Source organism: Rhizobium sp. 01N48, assembly GCF_056399145.1.
Window position 1 is genome coordinate 238,417 of sequence record NZ_JBFTQT010000006.1, and the last position, 14,191, is coordinate 252,607.

The 14,191-nt window shown below is 63.2% G+C and carries 15 protein-coding genes; 3 read left to right on the forward strand and 12 right to left on the reverse strand.

Annotated elements, in window-relative coordinates:
• Positions 1 to 123: 123 nt before the first annotated feature.
• Together AC1DOG_RS14375 and AC1DOG_RS14380 are read right to left on the reverse strand one after the other, a co-directional pair.
• Positions 124 to 762, reverse strand: coding sequence for a 5'-methylthioadenosine/S-adenosylhomocysteine nucleosidase (locus AC1DOG_RS14375; RefSeq protein ID WP_112944838.1), 639 nt, complete (start codon positions 760 to 762; stop codon positions 124 to 126).
• Entirely contained in the window at positions 759 to 1,208 is a 450-nt protein-coding gene (locus AC1DOG_RS14380; protein ID WP_026283151.1) for a PaaI family thioesterase, read from the reverse strand. Before AC1DOG_RS14380 ends, AC1DOG_RS14375 begins: the two co-directional genes overlap by 4 nt.
• A 141-nt stretch (positions 1,209 to 1,349) precedes the next feature.
• Between AC1DOG_RS14380 and AC1DOG_RS14385 the strand changes: the two genes are divergently transcribed.
• Positions 1,350 to 1,811, forward strand: coding sequence for a GNAT family N-acetyltransferase (locus AC1DOG_RS14385; RefSeq protein ID WP_477928890.1), 462 nt, complete (start codon positions 1,350 to 1,352; stop codon positions 1,809 to 1,811).
• On the opposite strand, the gene AC1DOG_RS14390 is transcribed toward AC1DOG_RS14385, so the two are convergent.
• Both AC1DOG_RS14390 and AC1DOG_RS14395 read right to left on the reverse strand, forming a co-directional pair.
• Positions 1,808 to 2,440 (reverse strand): nucleotidyltransferase domain-containing protein, encoded by a 633-nt coding sequence (locus AC1DOG_RS14390; RefSeq protein WP_477928892.1) that lies wholly within the window; start codon positions 2,438 to 2,440, stop codon positions 1,808 to 1,810. The two genes, AC1DOG_RS14385 and AC1DOG_RS14390, sit on opposite strands and share 4 nt — an antisense overlap.
• Positions 2,441 to 2,451: 11 nt before the next feature.
• The gene (locus AC1DOG_RS14395) at positions 2,452 to 2,904 is read right to left on the reverse strand and encodes a TspO/MBR family protein (RefSeq protein WP_477928976.1); all 453 of its coding nucleotides are present in this window, start codon (positions 2,902 to 2,904) and stop codon (positions 2,452 to 2,454) included.
• A 136-nt stretch (positions 2,905 to 3,040) separates the two neighbouring features.
• On the opposite strand from AC1DOG_RS14395, the gene AC1DOG_RS14400 reads away from it, so the two are divergent.
• Positions 3,041 to 4,117, forward strand: a complete 1,077-nt coding sequence (locus AC1DOG_RS14400; protein WP_477928894.1) for a DUF2252 family protein — start codon at positions 3,041 to 3,043, stop codon at positions 4,115 to 4,117.
• On the opposite strand, the gene AC1DOG_RS14405 is transcribed toward AC1DOG_RS14400, so the two are convergent.
• Genes AC1DOG_RS14405 through AC1DOG_RS14420 form a run of 4 tightly spaced genes read right to left on the reverse strand, consistent with a single transcriptional unit; the run spans position 4,103 to position 9,203 of the window.
• Positions 4,103 to 5,200: a DUF1513 domain-containing protein gene (locus AC1DOG_RS14405; RefSeq protein ID WP_477928896.1), complete on the reverse strand. Its 1,098-nt coding sequence runs from the start codon at positions 5,198 to 5,200 to the stop codon at positions 4,103 to 4,105. The genes AC1DOG_RS14400 and AC1DOG_RS14405 overlap by 15 nt on opposite strands.
• Positions 5,201 to 5,204: 4 nt before the next feature.
• Entirely contained in the window at positions 5,205 to 6,341 is a 1,137-nt protein-coding gene (locus tag AC1DOG_RS14410; RefSeq protein WP_477928898.1) for an imelysin family protein, read from the reverse strand.
• On the reverse strand, positions 6,341 to 7,876 hold the full coding sequence (locus AC1DOG_RS14415; RefSeq protein WP_477928900.1) for a di-heme oxidoreductase family protein: 1,536 nt from the start codon (positions 7,874 to 7,876) through the stop codon (positions 6,341 to 6,343). Before AC1DOG_RS14415 ends, AC1DOG_RS14410 begins: the two co-directional genes overlap by 1 nt.
• A 46-nt stretch (positions 7,877 to 7,922) precedes the next feature.
• A complete protein-coding gene (locus AC1DOG_RS14420; protein WP_289728487.1) occupies positions 7,923 to 9,203 on the reverse strand; it encodes an imelysin family protein in 1,281 nt (426 codons plus the stop codon).
• A gap of 212 nt (positions 9,204 to 9,415) precedes the next feature.
• Between AC1DOG_RS14420 and AC1DOG_RS14425 the strand changes: the two genes are divergently transcribed.
• Positions 9,416 to 9,922, forward strand: coding sequence for an HPP family protein (locus AC1DOG_RS14425; protein ID WP_477928902.1), 507 nt, complete (start codon positions 9,416 to 9,418; stop codon positions 9,920 to 9,922).
• Positions 9,923 to 9,938: 16 nt separating this feature from the next.
• Here the strand turns inward: AC1DOG_RS14425 and AC1DOG_RS14430 are convergent, their stop codons facing one another.
• From AC1DOG_RS14430 to queG, 4 genes are all read right to left on the reverse strand, one after another.
• Positions 9,939 to 11,228, reverse strand: a complete 1,290-nt coding sequence (locus AC1DOG_RS14430; protein ID WP_477928904.1) for an RsmB/NOP family class I SAM-dependent RNA methyltransferase — start codon at positions 11,226 to 11,228, stop codon at positions 9,939 to 9,941.
• Between the two features lie 161 nt (positions 11,229 to 11,389).
• Positions 11,390 to 11,752 (reverse strand): septal ring lytic transglycosylase RlpA family protein, encoded by a 363-nt coding sequence (locus tag AC1DOG_RS14435; protein ID WP_026283154.1) that lies wholly within the window; start codon positions 11,750 to 11,752, stop codon positions 11,390 to 11,392.
• A 406-nt stretch (positions 11,753 to 12,158) separates the two neighbouring features.
• Entirely contained in the window at positions 12,159 to 13,031 is an 873-nt protein-coding gene (locus AC1DOG_RS14440; protein ID WP_477928907.1) for an SDR family oxidoreductase, read from the reverse strand.
• A complete protein-coding gene (gene queG, locus AC1DOG_RS14445; RefSeq protein WP_477928909.1) occupies positions 13,031 to 14,191 on the reverse strand; it encodes a tRNA epoxyqueuosine(34) reductase QueG in 1,161 nt (386 codons plus the stop codon). The genes AC1DOG_RS14440 and queG overlap by 1 nt, the downstream gene beginning before the upstream one ends.

Below are 14,191 nucleotides of genomic sequence, written 5' to 3' on the forward strand. Positions count from 1 at the left end.
GAAAAGCACCCGGTCTTGCAATGCGGGAAATCCGCCGCCGCGGGATTTTATTGCATCGATTGTCCCGCTTTCGCAGGGCCTGTAGTTCAAGAAAGGAGCAGGCTTTCGAGGGCGTCGAAAGCGCTAGAACCAGAATACCCCATCTTCCAGCGCGGTGAACAGGCTGTCGGTGGCATCCGATAGCTTGCGGTCGATCACGTGCAGATATTCGGTCCAGCCGGAGATGTGCTGCAGCTCCTCGACGCCGTCGGAAATCCCGCGCAGGCCGATCAGCGGCAGATTGTAGGCCTGGCAGGCGCGCAGGATGGCGAAGGTCTCCATGTCCACCATATCGGCATCGATGGAAGAATAGGCCGCGCCCGAGACCACGTTGCCGCCGGTCGACAAGGTCGCTTCCGCGACACCGGGAATCCTGAGCGGCAGGTCGATCACGGCAGGCAGGTCGAGAAACGGCGTGCGTCCCTTCTCGAAACCGAGCGGCGAGGCGTCCATGTCGCGATAGGAAACCGACGTCACCTGATAGACCGCCGTCTGCTCGAGCTTGGCCGAGCCTGCCGAACCGAGCGATACCACGAGCTGCGGCAGCTCTCCCTGGTGCTCGAGTGCTGAAAGCGTGCGCGTCAGCACCACGGCGGCCTCGACGGGGCCGACGCCCGTCATCAATGGCTCGAAGCGCGAGCGCAGGAAGGGGCCGTACTCGGCCTCGGCTGCCATCACGAACAGGATGGATTTTCCCGCGACCGATTTCAGTTCGAACGTCATCCAGTAATGCCCTCTCTGCCGCGTATGATCATCATGGTGCTGGTCATCGAGGCGATCAGCTTGGCCGGGCCGTCGCTGATCGCGTAGCCGCGCCCGTCGGCGACGATGATATTGGTGCCGGGCTTGGTGATTTCGCCGCGAAAGAGGAAGCGCTCGCCGCGCCCGGGCGAGAGCAGGTTCACCTTGAACTCGATCGTCAGCACCGAGGCATCGGGGTCAATGACGCTGTAAGCGGCAAAGCCGCAGGCCGAATCCAGCACGGCAGAAATGATGCCGGCATGCAGGATGCCGTGCTGCTGCGTCAGCTTCACGTCGAACGGCAGCTCGATCTCCACCATCGCCCGCTCCACGCGGGTGAGTTCGGCGCCGATCGTGTGCAGCGCCGCCTGGCGCGAAAAGTTGGTCTGGATGCGATCGCGGAAATCGCCGCTATCGGTGTTGGTCATCTGTCTGCCCTCGTGCGAGCCGGAAAGTGCCATGCGTCGCCGCGCCACACAAGCGCAATGGCGGAATGGCCGGTACGATTGTGCACTCAACGCCAGCGGCGGGTCGTGCTAGATCGGGGTTGAGATGAAGGGGAGGTCGGCATGCTGCAGGTGAGGCGTTACACGGCTGGCGATTGCGACGACACGATCGCGATCTTTCTGGCGGCGATCCGCGAGGTGGCATCGCGCGATTACAGCCCGGCCGAAATCGAAGCCTGGGCGCAGGTCGAGGATCACGCCGCCTGGGTCGAGCGCCGCGCCAGCCGGCCAACCTTCATCGCCGAGCATGCGGGACGCGCGATCGGCTTTTCCGATCTGGAACCCGACGGTCACCTCGACATGATGTTCGTCCACCCCGCTAACCAGGGCATCGGCGTCGCCAGCCTGCTGCTCGCGACGGTCGAGGAGGAAGCAAAAAAACAGGGTATCGGCCGCATCTTCACCGAGGCAAGCCTCACCGCGCGGCCCTTCTTCGAGCGTCGCGGCTTCAGCGTCATCGCCCGCCAGAGCGTCGAGAAACGCGGCCAGCGCCTCACCAATTTCCGCATGGAGAAATTTCTCTAGAGCCGTTCCAGCCAGGCATGGTCGGGGTGCGCTTGTCCCAGCGTGGCCTTCAGCCAGTTGCGCTCGGAAGGAGCAAGCTTCGGCAGCGCCTTGGCAAAGTCCATCTCGTCCTTGTCGCGCAGGTATTTGGCCTTGAACAAGAGCACACCGGCCGGCCTGAGATAGGGGATGCCGTCGGCGGTGGTGGCGATCATCTGGGCGCGGGGAAACGCGATCGAAGGATCGCGCTTGTAGACCCAGCGATCGGCCGTTCTCTCCTCGATCATCATGTCGACGCGCCAGCGGCCGGCGGCGCGATCGTGGCACCATATCTGCGCGATTCCGGCGGGCGGCGCTGTATCTTCAGGCAGAGGCGAGACCACGCCGCTCCCGACAGCGTAAAAGTCCATGTCGCCGAGCACCTTGCGAAACATCGCGACGTCGTCGCGCAGCACCGTGAACTCCAGGTCCTCGTGATCGCGCGTCTTCTCTCCATGCCAGAGATCGAGCGCCCAGCCGCCGACCACGCACCATGGCTTCGCAATCCCGCCGAGCCGCAAGGCGAGTTCCGTGGGCTGCCAGGCGTCCCATGCGCCGTGATCGGGGATCGGTCGTGTCTCCATGCGGCCCGTGTTAGCTGGGCGCGGCATCAAGGGCAATCTCAGTTGAGATAGACGATCGAGCCGTTGAGTAGCGTCGCGAAGGAAACCCAGGCAAGGTAGGGCAGGAAGAGCAGCGCCGCGATCCGGTCGGCATTCCAGCGGTTGAGGATGAAGGCGATGATCAGCGCCAGCAGGGCAAGGATCACGATCAGCGCGACCGCCGGGACCTGCAGGCCGAAGAAGAACGGCGACCAGAGAAAGTTCGCCACCATCTGCCCCGCCCAGATCAGCATCCCCACCGAGAGATGCCCGCGCATCCAGGTGCGCGCGCCGGCAAGCCCGATCAGCACGTAGAGAATGGTCCAGGCTGGCCCGAACACCCAGTTCGGCGGGTTGAAGGGCGGCTTGGCGAGCGATTGATACCATTCGCCCGGAAGATTGTTGACGCCGATCACGAGACCGCCGCCAAGCACGATCGCAACGAAGATGATGTAGGTCAGGGCTTTGCTCATGCGGCGGAGATAGGGCGCGACGGTCGCCTCGCCAGAGCCATATCGCATACGATTCAAATGATCGTGCAATGATCCCGATTGCCCGCCATGCGCTTCGGGATATGCTCGACGAAGCAGGAAATTGGAGTGTTTCGAAATGGCCGGCATCGTGCAGTCCACACAGGCCTACGAAAGCTGGCTTCGCGGCCAACTCAGGGCCGATCTGGTCGAAGGCGATCTTCTGCGCAAGCACATGAAGATGCGATCAAGCAGCTTTTCCTTCCTGCGCGCCACCTATTGGCGCTTCTCGGAAACCATCCTCGATATCTGCCCCGATGCTGCCGCCGCGCCGAAGGTTCTGGCGATCGGCGACACGCATCTCGAAAATTTCGGCACCTGGCGCGATGTCGAGGGACGCCTTGTCTGGGGCGCCAATGATTTCGACGACGCGGCCGTGATGCCCTACACGCTCGATCTCATCCGGTTGACAGCAAGTGCGCTCCTGGCGGTCACCGAGGGCGGCCCGCCGGCCCAGACGATCGCGGCCTCTGTGCTGACGGGTTATCTGAGGGCGCTGCAGACGCCCGCGCCCGTCATTCTCGAGCGCGATCACAAATGGCTGCGCAAGGCGCTGACGCTTCCCGATAGCGAGCGCCGCGCCTTCTGGGATAAATTCGCGAGCCTTGCGCCGGGCGAAAAGCCGGCGCCGTCAGCCTATGCCGAAGCGCTCGACGCGTCTTTGCCATCGGGCCATGCAGCTTACGTTCCAAAGCCGCGCACGGCAGGCACCGGCAGCCTCGGGCGTCCGCGTTTCATCGCTTACACGGATTGGCGGGGCGGGCCGGTGTTGCGCGAGGCCAAGGCCATGCTGCAATCGGCATGGTCGCTCGCCCACGCGCCTGATGATCGCGCTATCCACGCCGTCGAGATCGCGGCAGGTCAGATGCGCTCTCCTGATCCGCACTACCGGCTGATCGGCTCGGTTCTGGTGCGGCGGTTGTCGCCGAGCAGCACCAAGATCGAGATCGACGGCAATTCCGATCTGCTGCTGTCGCCGGATATGCTGGATCTGATGGGCTTCGAGATCGGCAACTGCCACGCCAATGATCCCTCGGCCGTTGGCGCGATCCTGCGCGACCTCAAGGCGCGCAAGACGGGCTGGCTGGTGGAGGATGCGAAGGCTGCGGCAGCGCAGATCGGCGCCGAGCAGAAAACATGGTCACACGCGTCGTGAGGGCGCGATCCTGACGATGTGCTGGTCCCAGGCCACATCGCTGCGCTGACCAAGAAAATCGCCCTCATAGGAGGAAACGGCAAAGCCGGTGCTTGCGGGCGCGATGCCGGCCGCCTCGGGCACGATTTCCTCGCGCAGAACCCGACCGCTTATGGCATCGATCGTCACCGAAGCCCCGCCCTTGGGAGACGTCACGCCCACCAGCCCGTCCTTTCGGTTGACGGCGATGGCGCCGACGTAATTGGCGAGCCTTCGGGTGGTCTCTTCGGGCAGATCGACGAAGCGCAGGTCTTCGCCTTTGGCGAAGCAGCCGACCAGCGGCGGCAGATCGTTGCGGCGGCCTTCATACTGGCAGGCAAACCAGATGCGGCCGCTGTCGTCGACATCGACATGGCGCGTCGAGACCTGCGCCCATTCGGCGGGCAGCGTGTGCTTCTCGATTAGCGCGCCGGTTGCGGCATCCACGAGCGTCAGCGAGGGCTGCATGTTGCCAAGGTTGAGCTTGGTGCGGCCGAAATCCGGATGCGTCTCGATCCCGCCATTGGCAACCACGAGCATGCGCCCGTCGTCGCTGACGGTCATGTCGTGCGGGCCGACGCCATAGGTCTCGAATTCGCCGATCCGCTCGAAGCGATGGGTGGCGTCGTAAAGCCCGATCATGCCGCGATTGCCGTCGAAGTCGTTCTCGCTGGCGTAAAGGATGCGCCCATCGGGCGAAAACGCGCCGTGGCCGTAGAAATGCCGGTTCTCGGCGGCGGTGATCACGATCGGCTTGGTTTTCCCGTGCGGGTCGAAGATCATCGCGTAGGTGCCGGGCCGCCGCGCGAAGGCGACGGTCTTGCCCGTGGCGGCGCTGAAGGCCATGCCATGCGAGCGCGCCGGCAGCGCCACCTGGTCGATGATCTCGCCGCGCTCGGAAACGGTCGCGACCGCGAAGGACCCATTGGCCTGCCGCACGCCGGAGGCATAGACGGCGTCGGCGCGCTCGAGCGCCATCAGCGCGCGCGGCGGCAATGCCGCCAGGAAGGTCAGCCCGGCCGCCTTGACGAAGCTGCGCCGGTCGATCGCGGCACTCCTGATCATCGGCTCAGTCGCCGTCGGAGAAGGAGAAGCCGGCCGAAAGTCCGATCGCGGCGCCATAATTGTCGCTGATCATGGTCACGAGATCGCGGGTATCGACCAGGAGCTGGTCGAGCTTTGCCTTTTCGGCATCGCTGGTCGCGACCTCGATGTCAGGGTTGAGCTTCGGCACGGTTTCCAGAAGCGACTTCAGCTTGGCGTCGATCGCGTCGGCAACCGGCTTCTTGTCTGATGGAAGCAGGTCGGCCATTTCGGCCTTCTGCCAAAGGTTGCGCAGCCCCTCCAGATTGGATGTCATCGACTTCCAGGTGTTCTTGGAGCGCCAGTAGATCGCCATCTTCGGGCGCGGCGTCGTGTCCTTGCCCTTGTAGAATTGCTCGAGGCGCTGATCGCGGACATTCTCGGCGCCGTGCACCAGAGTGCCGAGCAGCGCGGTCACGGCTTCCTTGTTGTCCATGAAATCGGCGCTCTGCGGACCGGGGTGCTTCCAGCTCGCCTGGATGCCGTCGGGCTTTTCCCAGGCAGCAACCACTTCGGCCGCCTCGCGTTGGATGTTGCCGGCCACAGCGGCACCATAGAGGCAGCGGAAACCGCTCTTCTGGTTGGTGAGGTCTTCCGATCCCGTCCCATAGAGCACGTATTCAAGCGCAGTCAGGCCTTGCAGGGCAACGCTCTTGGAGGCGATCGCATCGACCGTCGTGTCCTTGGGGTCTGCCTTGGCGATCAGCGTCTGCACCTGCCTCAGGCCCACGCCCTTGCGGTCCGGGTAGAACAGGATGTGCTCGAAGAGATTGTCCTGGATGACAGGCCCGACCTGCACCATTTCGATGGCAGACCAGTAGCGGATGATGTCGTCGAAAGCTGACTTTGCCTTGTCGAGGCTGCCGGGCGTGCCCTTGTCGCAGAGATCCTTCATCGCCGTGGTCAGCCGCGCGGCGGACTGCTGAGCATTGCGGTAACCCGGACGGATCACCTCGTCGACCGCGCGCTGCATCACGGCAGGCACGGCATCCTCGTTCAAGCCTGCCTGTGCGGCAGCCTGACCCGCCGGTGCTGGGGTCTGGCCCGCCTGCGGAGCGGCCGTCTGCGCCACGGCATGGGAGGCAAGGGCAAGCGAGAGAACCAGAGGGTACCAAAGGCGCATCAAAGAGACTCCAAAAACGTAATCAGTGCCTGCCTGTTATCCGCAGGCAGGGAGGCAAATGCGTCGCGCGACTTTTGTGCTTCGCCGCCATGCCAGAGAATGGCCTCGGTGAGGTTTCTGGCCCGGCCGTCATGAAGGAAAAAGCTATGTCCGCTGACAGTCTTGGTGAGACCTATACCCCATAGCGGCGGCGTGCGCCATTCACGTCCGCTTGCAAGTCCAACCTGTTGTCCGTCCGCCAGCCCGTCGCCCATGTCGTGCAGCAGGAAGTCGGAATAGGGCCAGATCAGCTGGAAGGATTGCGCCTTGTCGAGGCTGTCGCGCCGCGTCACATACTTCGGAACATGGCAGGCCGTGCAGCCACTTTCGTAGAACACCTGCTTGCCCTTCAGCGTCTCGGGAAAGCTCGCCTTGCGCCGCGCCGGCACGGCCAGATTGGCGGAATAGAAGGTCACGAGGTCGAGGATCGGCCCTGGCGCTTCCTCGTTCCCAAGCCGCTTCTGCACGCCTGTGGCCATCGCCTTGCACTTGGCCTGCGCCTCCGTGCAATCGCCATGCGGGTCGGGCTGGTCGGGGGTGGAGATGCCGATGTCGTTCAGGAACGCATCGGCGCTCTGGTCGCGCACGCTAGCGTTCTGCGCCTTCCAGCCGAAGCGGCCAAGCGCGGGTTTTCCGGTGCGGTGATCGCGCACGATCGCCGCCTTGCCGTGGATGCCATCGCCGTCCTTGTCGTCCGGGTCGGCATGCGCGAGGATATCGGCCTCGGGAATGGCCTCGATCAGCCCCAGCCCGATCATGGCCGGCGCCACGCGCGGCGAGATCGTCGTTGCCGGGTCGAGCGGCCCGTAGCCGAGGCTGTCGATCGCGTAGCGCGGTCGCCGCAGGGATATGGTCTCGCCGCCGGCAAGCGTCACTGGCTCTTCGGTGTATTCGATCGTCATCTTCCCCTCGGCGGGAAGGCCGGGTACCGCGCGGTCCTGCAGCTGGTGGCCGTAGACGGGATCGGGGAAGTTGATGGCCTCGGCATTGGCGACGGCGCGCTCCTCGTCGGGCGTCTTGGCCGTGCGCGCTAGTCTCAGAAACATCGAGCTCGTGCTGGCGTCAGGCTCCGGCTTGCCGCGCCCGTCGTTGAGGTGGCAGTTCATGCAGGAGCGCGCGTTGAACAGCGGCCCCAGCCCGTCGGAGGCCTGCGTCGAGGAAGGGGCGGAGACCCAGAGCTTCTTGAAGAGCGCATTGCCGAGCTTGAACGGCTGCTCCTCCTCGAAAGGGATGTTCGCGGAGATATGCGAGAAGGAATTGCGCGTCACCGGATCGATCGACGTCGCGCCGCCCGCCTGCATGGCCTCGTATGGCTCGGCCTTGGAGAAGTCGGTGATCGGCCGCGTCACGTCGGCAACGCGCTTGGCGTCGGCTTCCGTGAGATCGGTGCGCTTGGTGGGAAGGTCGAAATTATCCGCAAGGGCGGCGGATAGGCCGGCGATCGTGGCGCATATGGTTGCGCTGAAAAGAAGACGACGGGCCGAGAAAGGCGACATTTCGGAGTTCGGGCCGCCTCGACAGCGAAGCGGCCCGCCTTTTCACTTATTTGAAGACCGCGCCAGGATTATCCAAGCTGTCGGAACCTTCAAGCTTGACCGTGCCGAGATCAAGGGCTGCGATCACGCGCTGCACCGATTTCGTCTGGTCGACGAGGCCGTCGATGGCGGCCTGGACAACGGCGTTGCCCTTCTTGTTGCCCTCGGCGATCATCTGGTCGTACTTTTCGACGTTCTGGCCACGCTTGGCCATGATCGCCATCGCCTTCAGCGTCGCGTCGAGCTTGCCCTGCATTTCCTTGTCGAGCTTCTTGTCCTTGGCGGCGACGAGATCGTGCAGCGACGGACCCTTCATCTTCGTACCGTCGACGCGGGTGTAGTTGCCCGTATAGGCGGCAGCGATGCCGACAGCGTCGTTGAGGTGCGAGTTGTAGGTGTTGTCGGAGAAGCAATCATGCTCTTCTTCCGGATCGTGCAGGATCAGGCCGAGCTTCATGCGCTCGCCGGCGAGTTCGCCGTAGGAGAGCGAGCCCATGCCGGTCAGGATGGCGACGAGGCCGGCCTTCGGATCGGCTTCGACATGCTTCGTGGCTTCGCCATCCGGCTTCCAGTTGTCGGTCATTTCCTGCAGGTCGGAGACCAGAAGCGTCGAGGCAGACTTCAGATATTCGGCGCGGCGGTCGCAATTGCCGTGCGTGCAATTCTTCAGGTCGTAATCGGTGGCCGGGCGGTTGCCGGCGCCTGGGCCGGTGCCGTTCAGGTCCTGGCCCCAGAGCAGGAATTCGATGGCGTGATAGCCGGTCGCAACGTTGGCTTCCACGCCGCCGGCTTCCGCCAGCGTGCCGGAGAGGAATTCGGGCGTCAGCTTCGAAGCGTCGACATCCTTGCCGTCGATCTTGATCGTCTTGTTGGCGATCACGTTGGCGACGTAAAGGGAGTTCTCGTCGCTCTCGGTGCCGTAGGAGGCGTCGACATAGTCGATCAGGCCTTCGTCGAGCGGCCAGGCGTTGACCTTGCCTTCCCAGTCATCGACGATCGGGTTGCCGAAGCGATAGACTTCCGTCTGCTGATAGGGAACGCGAGCCTTGATCCAGGCGGCGCGGGCAGCTTCAAGCGTCTTGTCCGTCGGCTCCTTCAAGAAGGCGTCGATCGCGGCGTCGAGGGCCTTCGCCGTGATCAGCGCGTCCTCATACTTCGCGTGGCCGACTTCGGTGTAATATTTCACAACGGCAGCAGCATCCGGGGCCGCGTAAGCGGGGATGGCGGACAAAGCGGTTGGGGCCACCGCCAGCGCCAGGGCTGCGCAGAAATTCCTGTTGAGTTTCATGGGATCCTCTCCTGTGACGGGCGTGCTTTATAAGGCCCGGCGAAAATGTCTTCGCGCAAAAGCAAACTGGTGTCAAACACTCTAGTTTGGAATGGTTTTAAGGAAGGAAATGCGCCGAAAGGCCGTCAAATCGAAATCGAATTGCTTGGAAAATGGGCGATATATGAGTAATCACTGTGCAACTGCATAAACACTGTCCGGATTGACCGCGTATGCGCCGACATATCAAGCATTTCACCCATCGCCATGAACCGAAGGGTACTGTCCACCTCCATCTGAAATCCGGCATCGGCGCCATGATCGGCATGGCCTCTGTCGGCGCGCTGACCGTATTTACCGGCATTCCGCTGCTGATCGCGCCCTTCGGCGCCACGGCGGTGCTGATCTTCGGTCAGCCGAAGAGCCCGCTCGCACAGCCGGCCAACGTCATCGGTGGCTACCTTCTGGCGGCGCTGATCGGCGGCCTGGCGGTCTTCCTGTTTCCAGGTCTCTGGTGGGTCGGCGCGATCGCCGTCGGGTTGACGATTGCCGGCATGCTGATGCTGCGCGTCACCCATCCGCCGGCGGGCGCCGTGCCGCTGGTGGCCTTCGGCTCGCATATGGGCGGACCGATGCTGCTTCTGATCGTCGGTTTCGGCAGCGCGCTGTTGATCGCGATCGCCGTGCTGCATCACCTGATCCCGCCGCGGCATCAATATCCGCTGCGGGCCCCACACTGATCCAGGCTCTATTGATTTAGGCTTTGCGCTTCATCCGGCAGAAGAAGAATCCGTCCGTGTCTGTCGAAGCGGGCGTCAGCGTAATCGTCTGGCCGTCCGACGAGCGCGGATGCGGGCTATCCTTGCCGAACAGCTGATCCCAGCCCTCAAGCGCGCCCGAAATCTCGAACGCGGGATTGGCGGCCGTAAACGCGCGCACCTGTTCCTCGTTTTCCTGCGGCAGCACCGAGCAGGTCACATAGATGAGTTCGCCGCCGGGGCGCACATAGGCACTCGCTTGGCTCAGCGCGTCCTGTTGCTGCGCGGTGCGCTCGTCGAGATTCTTGGCCGTCAGGCGCCATTTCGTGTCCGGGCGTCGGCGCCATGTGCCGGTTCCCGTGCAGGGCGCATCGACCAACACCTTGTCGCAACGATCCTCGAGGTTCTTCAGCGCCTTCGGATTGTCGTGCACCTGAACGTTTCGGGTGCCGGCGCGCTTCAGCCGCTCGATGATCGGCGCCAGCCGCTTGCGGTCGGCGTCATAGGCGTGAACCTGGCCCTTGTTGTGCATGGCAGCCGACATGGCGAGCGTCTTGCCGCCGCCGCCGGCGCAATAGTCGAGCACCTGCTCGCCATCCTGCGGCAGCACGAGATCGGCCACGATCTGCGACCCTTCGTCCTGAACCTCGAACCAGCCTTTTTGGAACGAAAGCTCCGCTGTCACGTTGGGAAGACGGGAGGCTCCTTCGCCCGCGGCAATCCGGATGCCGTAGCGCGCGATGCTGGCCTCCTGTGCGCCTGATCTTTCGAGCGCCTTGACGGCCTTTTCGCGGGTGGCCTTCAGGATGTTCGCACGGAGATCGAGCGTCGGCCGCTCGGCGAGCGCCTGTGCTTCGCGAAGCCAGGTATCGCCGAAGGATTTTTCGAAAGTGGGCTGTATCCACTCCGGGATATCGCCCTGAATATGGGAAGGAGCGTCGTTGAGATCACGGGAGTGAAAGGCCGAAAGTGTTGCCTCGGAAAGTGCTGCCGGCGCGAACTTGTCATCGGCAAGCTCGGCGGCAAGCGTCTCGGGCGTAAAGCCCCACTGGCGGAACATGACGGCATGGGCGATTGCCGATGCGCTGTCGTCGTCCATCAGCCAGGCGTGCGAGAGGCGCATGCGAAGCGCGTCGTAGACGATGTTGCCGATTGCGGCGCGGTCGCCGGAACCGGCGAAGCGATGCGCGAGCCCCCAATCCTTGAGGGCATCGGCGACAGGCCGTCTGCGGGCATCGATGTCTTCAAGAACCGAAATCGCCCCTTCGAGCCTACCGCCCAATCGCATTCACAACGCTCCTATTGCCTGGATCAATGCCGGACCTTCAAGGACCGGCGGCTTGTGAACGATCCGCAGGAAGCGCGACAGACGCAGCGGATGGTACACAAGTCTCAACCGCGTGGTATCCGCGATTGGCGGCAAGAGCAAGCGGTGCCTTATATCAGGCGTTAGCCGATGACTTCGTAGCAGACCTTGGCGGTGCCGGTGCTGACCATGCCGATGTTGCTGGCGGCTGCACGGGAAAGATCGAGAACGCGGCCGCGGATGAAAGGACCACGATCGTTGATGCGCACGACGACGCTGCGGCCGTTGTTGCGGTTGGTGACCTTGACCTTGGTGCCGAAGGCGAGCGAGCGGTGCGCGGCAGTATTGATGGTCGGGTTCATGCGTTCGCCGGAAGCGGTTTTGGAGTGAAGTGCGTACCACGACGCGCCACCGCAACCATTTGCAGCAAAGCCTTCCATCGGAAGGATCGTAGAACAGGCTGCTATAGTTGTGACGGCGATAATAGAACGGCAGATTTTCTTCAAAACGGGGTGTCCCTCAACTGTTAAACCTACGCCTTGTGGGCGGCGGGGGCTTAAACCGGTCGAAAAGTGGCAGAAAAGTGCCCCGAGTTATCACGGAATGTTACATGTTGAAATATATGTGATGAGCCGGCAAAATGATTCGAACCGTCGTCAAGCGGTTTCGAATGAAAAAAGCGCAATTGAATCAAGTAAAATTAGAACTTTTTTTGCGGGAAGCCGTTCACGACTCCCGCGATCACAAAAATCACGAAAATAATTTTGCGCGGGCGTCATAATTCTTGCCCCATTTGGGCAATTTCCAAGGCTTCCGCCCAAATTTTGCGCCAAATTTTAACGAAATCTGCCTGGAGTAGGAATTTCCTACCAATTCATCTGGTGCAATATAGCGATATCAGGGGCGTCTAAGTCAGCCGCGCCAGCGCTCGTTCTGCAACAACTGCGCGAGTGATTGCGGGTAGGTGGGGAAGGCGAAGGCGAAGCCGGCGGCCTTCAGCTTGGCGTTCGAAACGCGCTTGTTCTCGCCATAGAAGGAGCGCGCCATTGGCGTCAGGTCGGCCGTCTCGAAGGCCTGTTCCGGCGGCGGCTCGACACCCATGAGCCGGGCCGCCTCGACGATGACATCCTGCGGCGGGCCGGGGCGGTCGTCGGTGACATTATAGATGCCGCCAAGTTTGCGGTCCGAGAGGAACCGCGCGCTGGCGCCGATATCCTCGACGCGGATGCGGTTGAACACCTGATCCTTCTTGATCAGCCGCCGCGCCGTGCCCCGCGCCAGATTGACGAAGGCGTTGCGGCCCGGTCCGTAGATGCCGGAAAGGCGCAACACCGCCGCGGGAATGCCGATCCGCTCGCCGACCGCAATCCACGCCGCCTCCGCCTCCAGCCGCTCCTTGGAGCGGCCCGAGACCGGCACGCAAGGCGTCTCCTCGCTCACCCATTCGCCCTTGTGGTCGCCATAGACGCCGACGGTCGAGAGATAGCCGATCCAGGAGAGCTCAGGCAGGAGCGTCTCGATGCGCTCGCCCGCAAGCCTCAGCAGCGGATCGCCCGTCTCACGCGGCGCGATCGATTGCACCAGATGCGTGGCCGAGCGCATGGCATCCACAAGCGTAGCATCGAGCGTCTCGCCGTCGAAGACGAAGGCCTCGATGCCCTGCGCTCTCAGCGCCGCCGCCTTCTCTTCAGAGCGCGTTGTGCCGGAGACGCGAAAACCCTCGGCCATGTACGCCTTGGCGATTGCCGTGCCGGAATAGCCGCAACCGAAAATCACAAGATGCATCACGCCGCTCCCGACAGTCTCCATTCGTTCAGCACATCGCTGTCCGACTCATCCGGAGGCCTTTGTGCCGCAAAGCGCCGGAATTCGCCAGCCTCCATCAGCCGCGACAGCGCCCATATCGCCATGGCGCGGACGACGGGAGAGGCATCGGCGGCAAGCGAAAGGCAGGCATCGAGGAACTGGCGGTCGCCGGAATTGCCGGCCGCGATCAGCACGTTGCGTACGAAGCGATCACGGCCGATGCGCTTGACCGGGGAGCCGCTGAAGAAGCTGCGGAAAGAGGGATCGTCGAGCGCAAGCAGCGCGGAGATATCCGGCTCCTGCAGATCCTCGCGGGCCTTCAGCTTCATTTCGGAAGCAGCACTTGCGAACTTGTTCCACGGACAGGCGGCGAGACAGTCGTCGCAGCCATAGATGCGGTTGCCGATCAGCGGCCGGATGGCGGGATCGATCGGCCCCTTGTGCTCGATCGTCAGATAGGAAATGCAGCGCCGCGCGTCGATCTGGTAGGGCGCCGGGAAGGCTGCCGTCGGGCAGGCGTCGAGACAGGCCCGGCACGAGCCGCAATGATCGATTTCGGGCGCATCGATCAAGAGATCGGCCGTGGTGAACATCGAGCCGAGAAACAGCCAGGAGCCATGCGCCCGGCTGACGAGATTGGTGTGCTTGCCCTGCCAGCCAAGCCCGGCCGCGGCCGCCAGCGGCTTTTCCATGACGGGGGCGGTATCGACGAACACCTTCACGTCTTCGCCGGCGCGCGCCGCAAACCGCGTGGCGATCTCTTTCAGCCGGCCCTTGATGATGTCGTGATAGTCGCGGTTGCGCGCATAGACCGAGATCGCCGCCTTGTCCGGCTTCTCAAGAATGCCGCGCGGGTCTTCCTCGGGCCCGTAGTTCATCGCGAAGACGACGACCGACTTCACGTCGCTCCAAAGCGTTCGCGGATCGCCGCGCCGCTCGCGCGTCTCGGCCATCCACTCCATCGTTCCGTGCCTGCCGGCATCGATGAACTGGCCGAGGCGTTCCTTCGCCTCGGGAATGCTGTCCGGCCGCGTGATCCGACAGAGGTCGAAGCCGAGCGCCTGCGCTTCCGCCTTGACGAAGGCGGTCAGCGTCTCTCTACGTTTGTCTTCCTTGGTCAGTGCGGATCGTTCGGGCAT

What these genes read in the sequence shown, in the direction of transcription:
- AC1DOG_RS14375 (WP_112944838.1), bottom strand. Translation starts at nt 762, where the DNA reads ATGACGTTCGAACTGAAATCGGTCGCGGGAAAATCCATCCTGTTCGTG.
- AC1DOG_RS14380 (WP_026283151.1), bottom strand. Translation starts at nt 1,208, where the DNA reads ATGACCAACACCGATAGCGGCGATTTCCGCGATCGCATCCAGACCAAC.
- AC1DOG_RS14385 (WP_477928890.1), top strand. Translation starts at nt 1,350, where the DNA reads ATGCTGCAGGTGAGGCGTTACACGGCTGGCGATTGCGACGACACGATC.
- AC1DOG_RS14390 (WP_477928892.1), bottom strand. Translation starts at nt 2,440, where the DNA reads ATGCCGCGCCCAGCTAACACGGGCCGCATGGAGACACGACCGATCCCC.
- AC1DOG_RS14395 (WP_477928976.1), bottom strand. Translation starts at nt 2,904, where the DNA reads ATGAGCAAAGCCCTGACCTACATCATCTTCGTTGCGATCGTGCTTGGC.
- AC1DOG_RS14400 (WP_477928894.1), top strand. Translation starts at nt 3,041, where the DNA reads ATGGCCGGCATCGTGCAGTCCACACAGGCCTACGAAAGCTGGCTTCGC.
- AC1DOG_RS14405 (WP_477928896.1), bottom strand. Translation starts at nt 5,200, where the DNA reads ATGATCAGGAGTGCCGCGATCGACCGGCGCAGCTTCGTCAAGGCGGCC.
- AC1DOG_RS14410 (WP_477928898.1), bottom strand. Translation starts at nt 6,341, where the DNA reads ATGCGCCTTTGGTACCCTCTGGTTCTCTCGCTTGCCCTTGCCTCCCAT.
- AC1DOG_RS14415 (WP_477928900.1), bottom strand. Translation starts at nt 7,876, where the DNA reads ATGTCGCCTTTCTCGGCCCGTCGTCTTCTTTTCAGCGCAACCATATGC.
- AC1DOG_RS14420 (WP_289728487.1), bottom strand. Translation starts at nt 9,203, where the DNA reads ATGAAACTCAACAGGAATTTCTGCGCAGCCCTGGCGCTGGCGGTGGCC.
- AC1DOG_RS14425 (WP_477928902.1), top strand. Translation starts at nt 9,416, where the DNA reads ATGCGCCGACATATCAAGCATTTCACCCATCGCCATGAACCGAAGGGT.
- AC1DOG_RS14430 (WP_477928904.1), bottom strand. Translation starts at nt 11,228, where the DNA reads ATGCGATTGGGCGGTAGGCTCGAAGGGGCGATTTCGGTTCTTGAAGAC.
- AC1DOG_RS14440 (WP_477928907.1), bottom strand. Translation starts at nt 13,031, where the DNA reads ATGCATCTTGTGATTTTCGGTTGCGGCTATTCCGGCACGGCAATCGCC.
- queG (WP_477928909.1), bottom strand. Translation starts at nt 14,191, where the DNA reads ATGCCCGAACGATCCGCACTGACCAAGGAAGACAAACGTAGAGAGACG.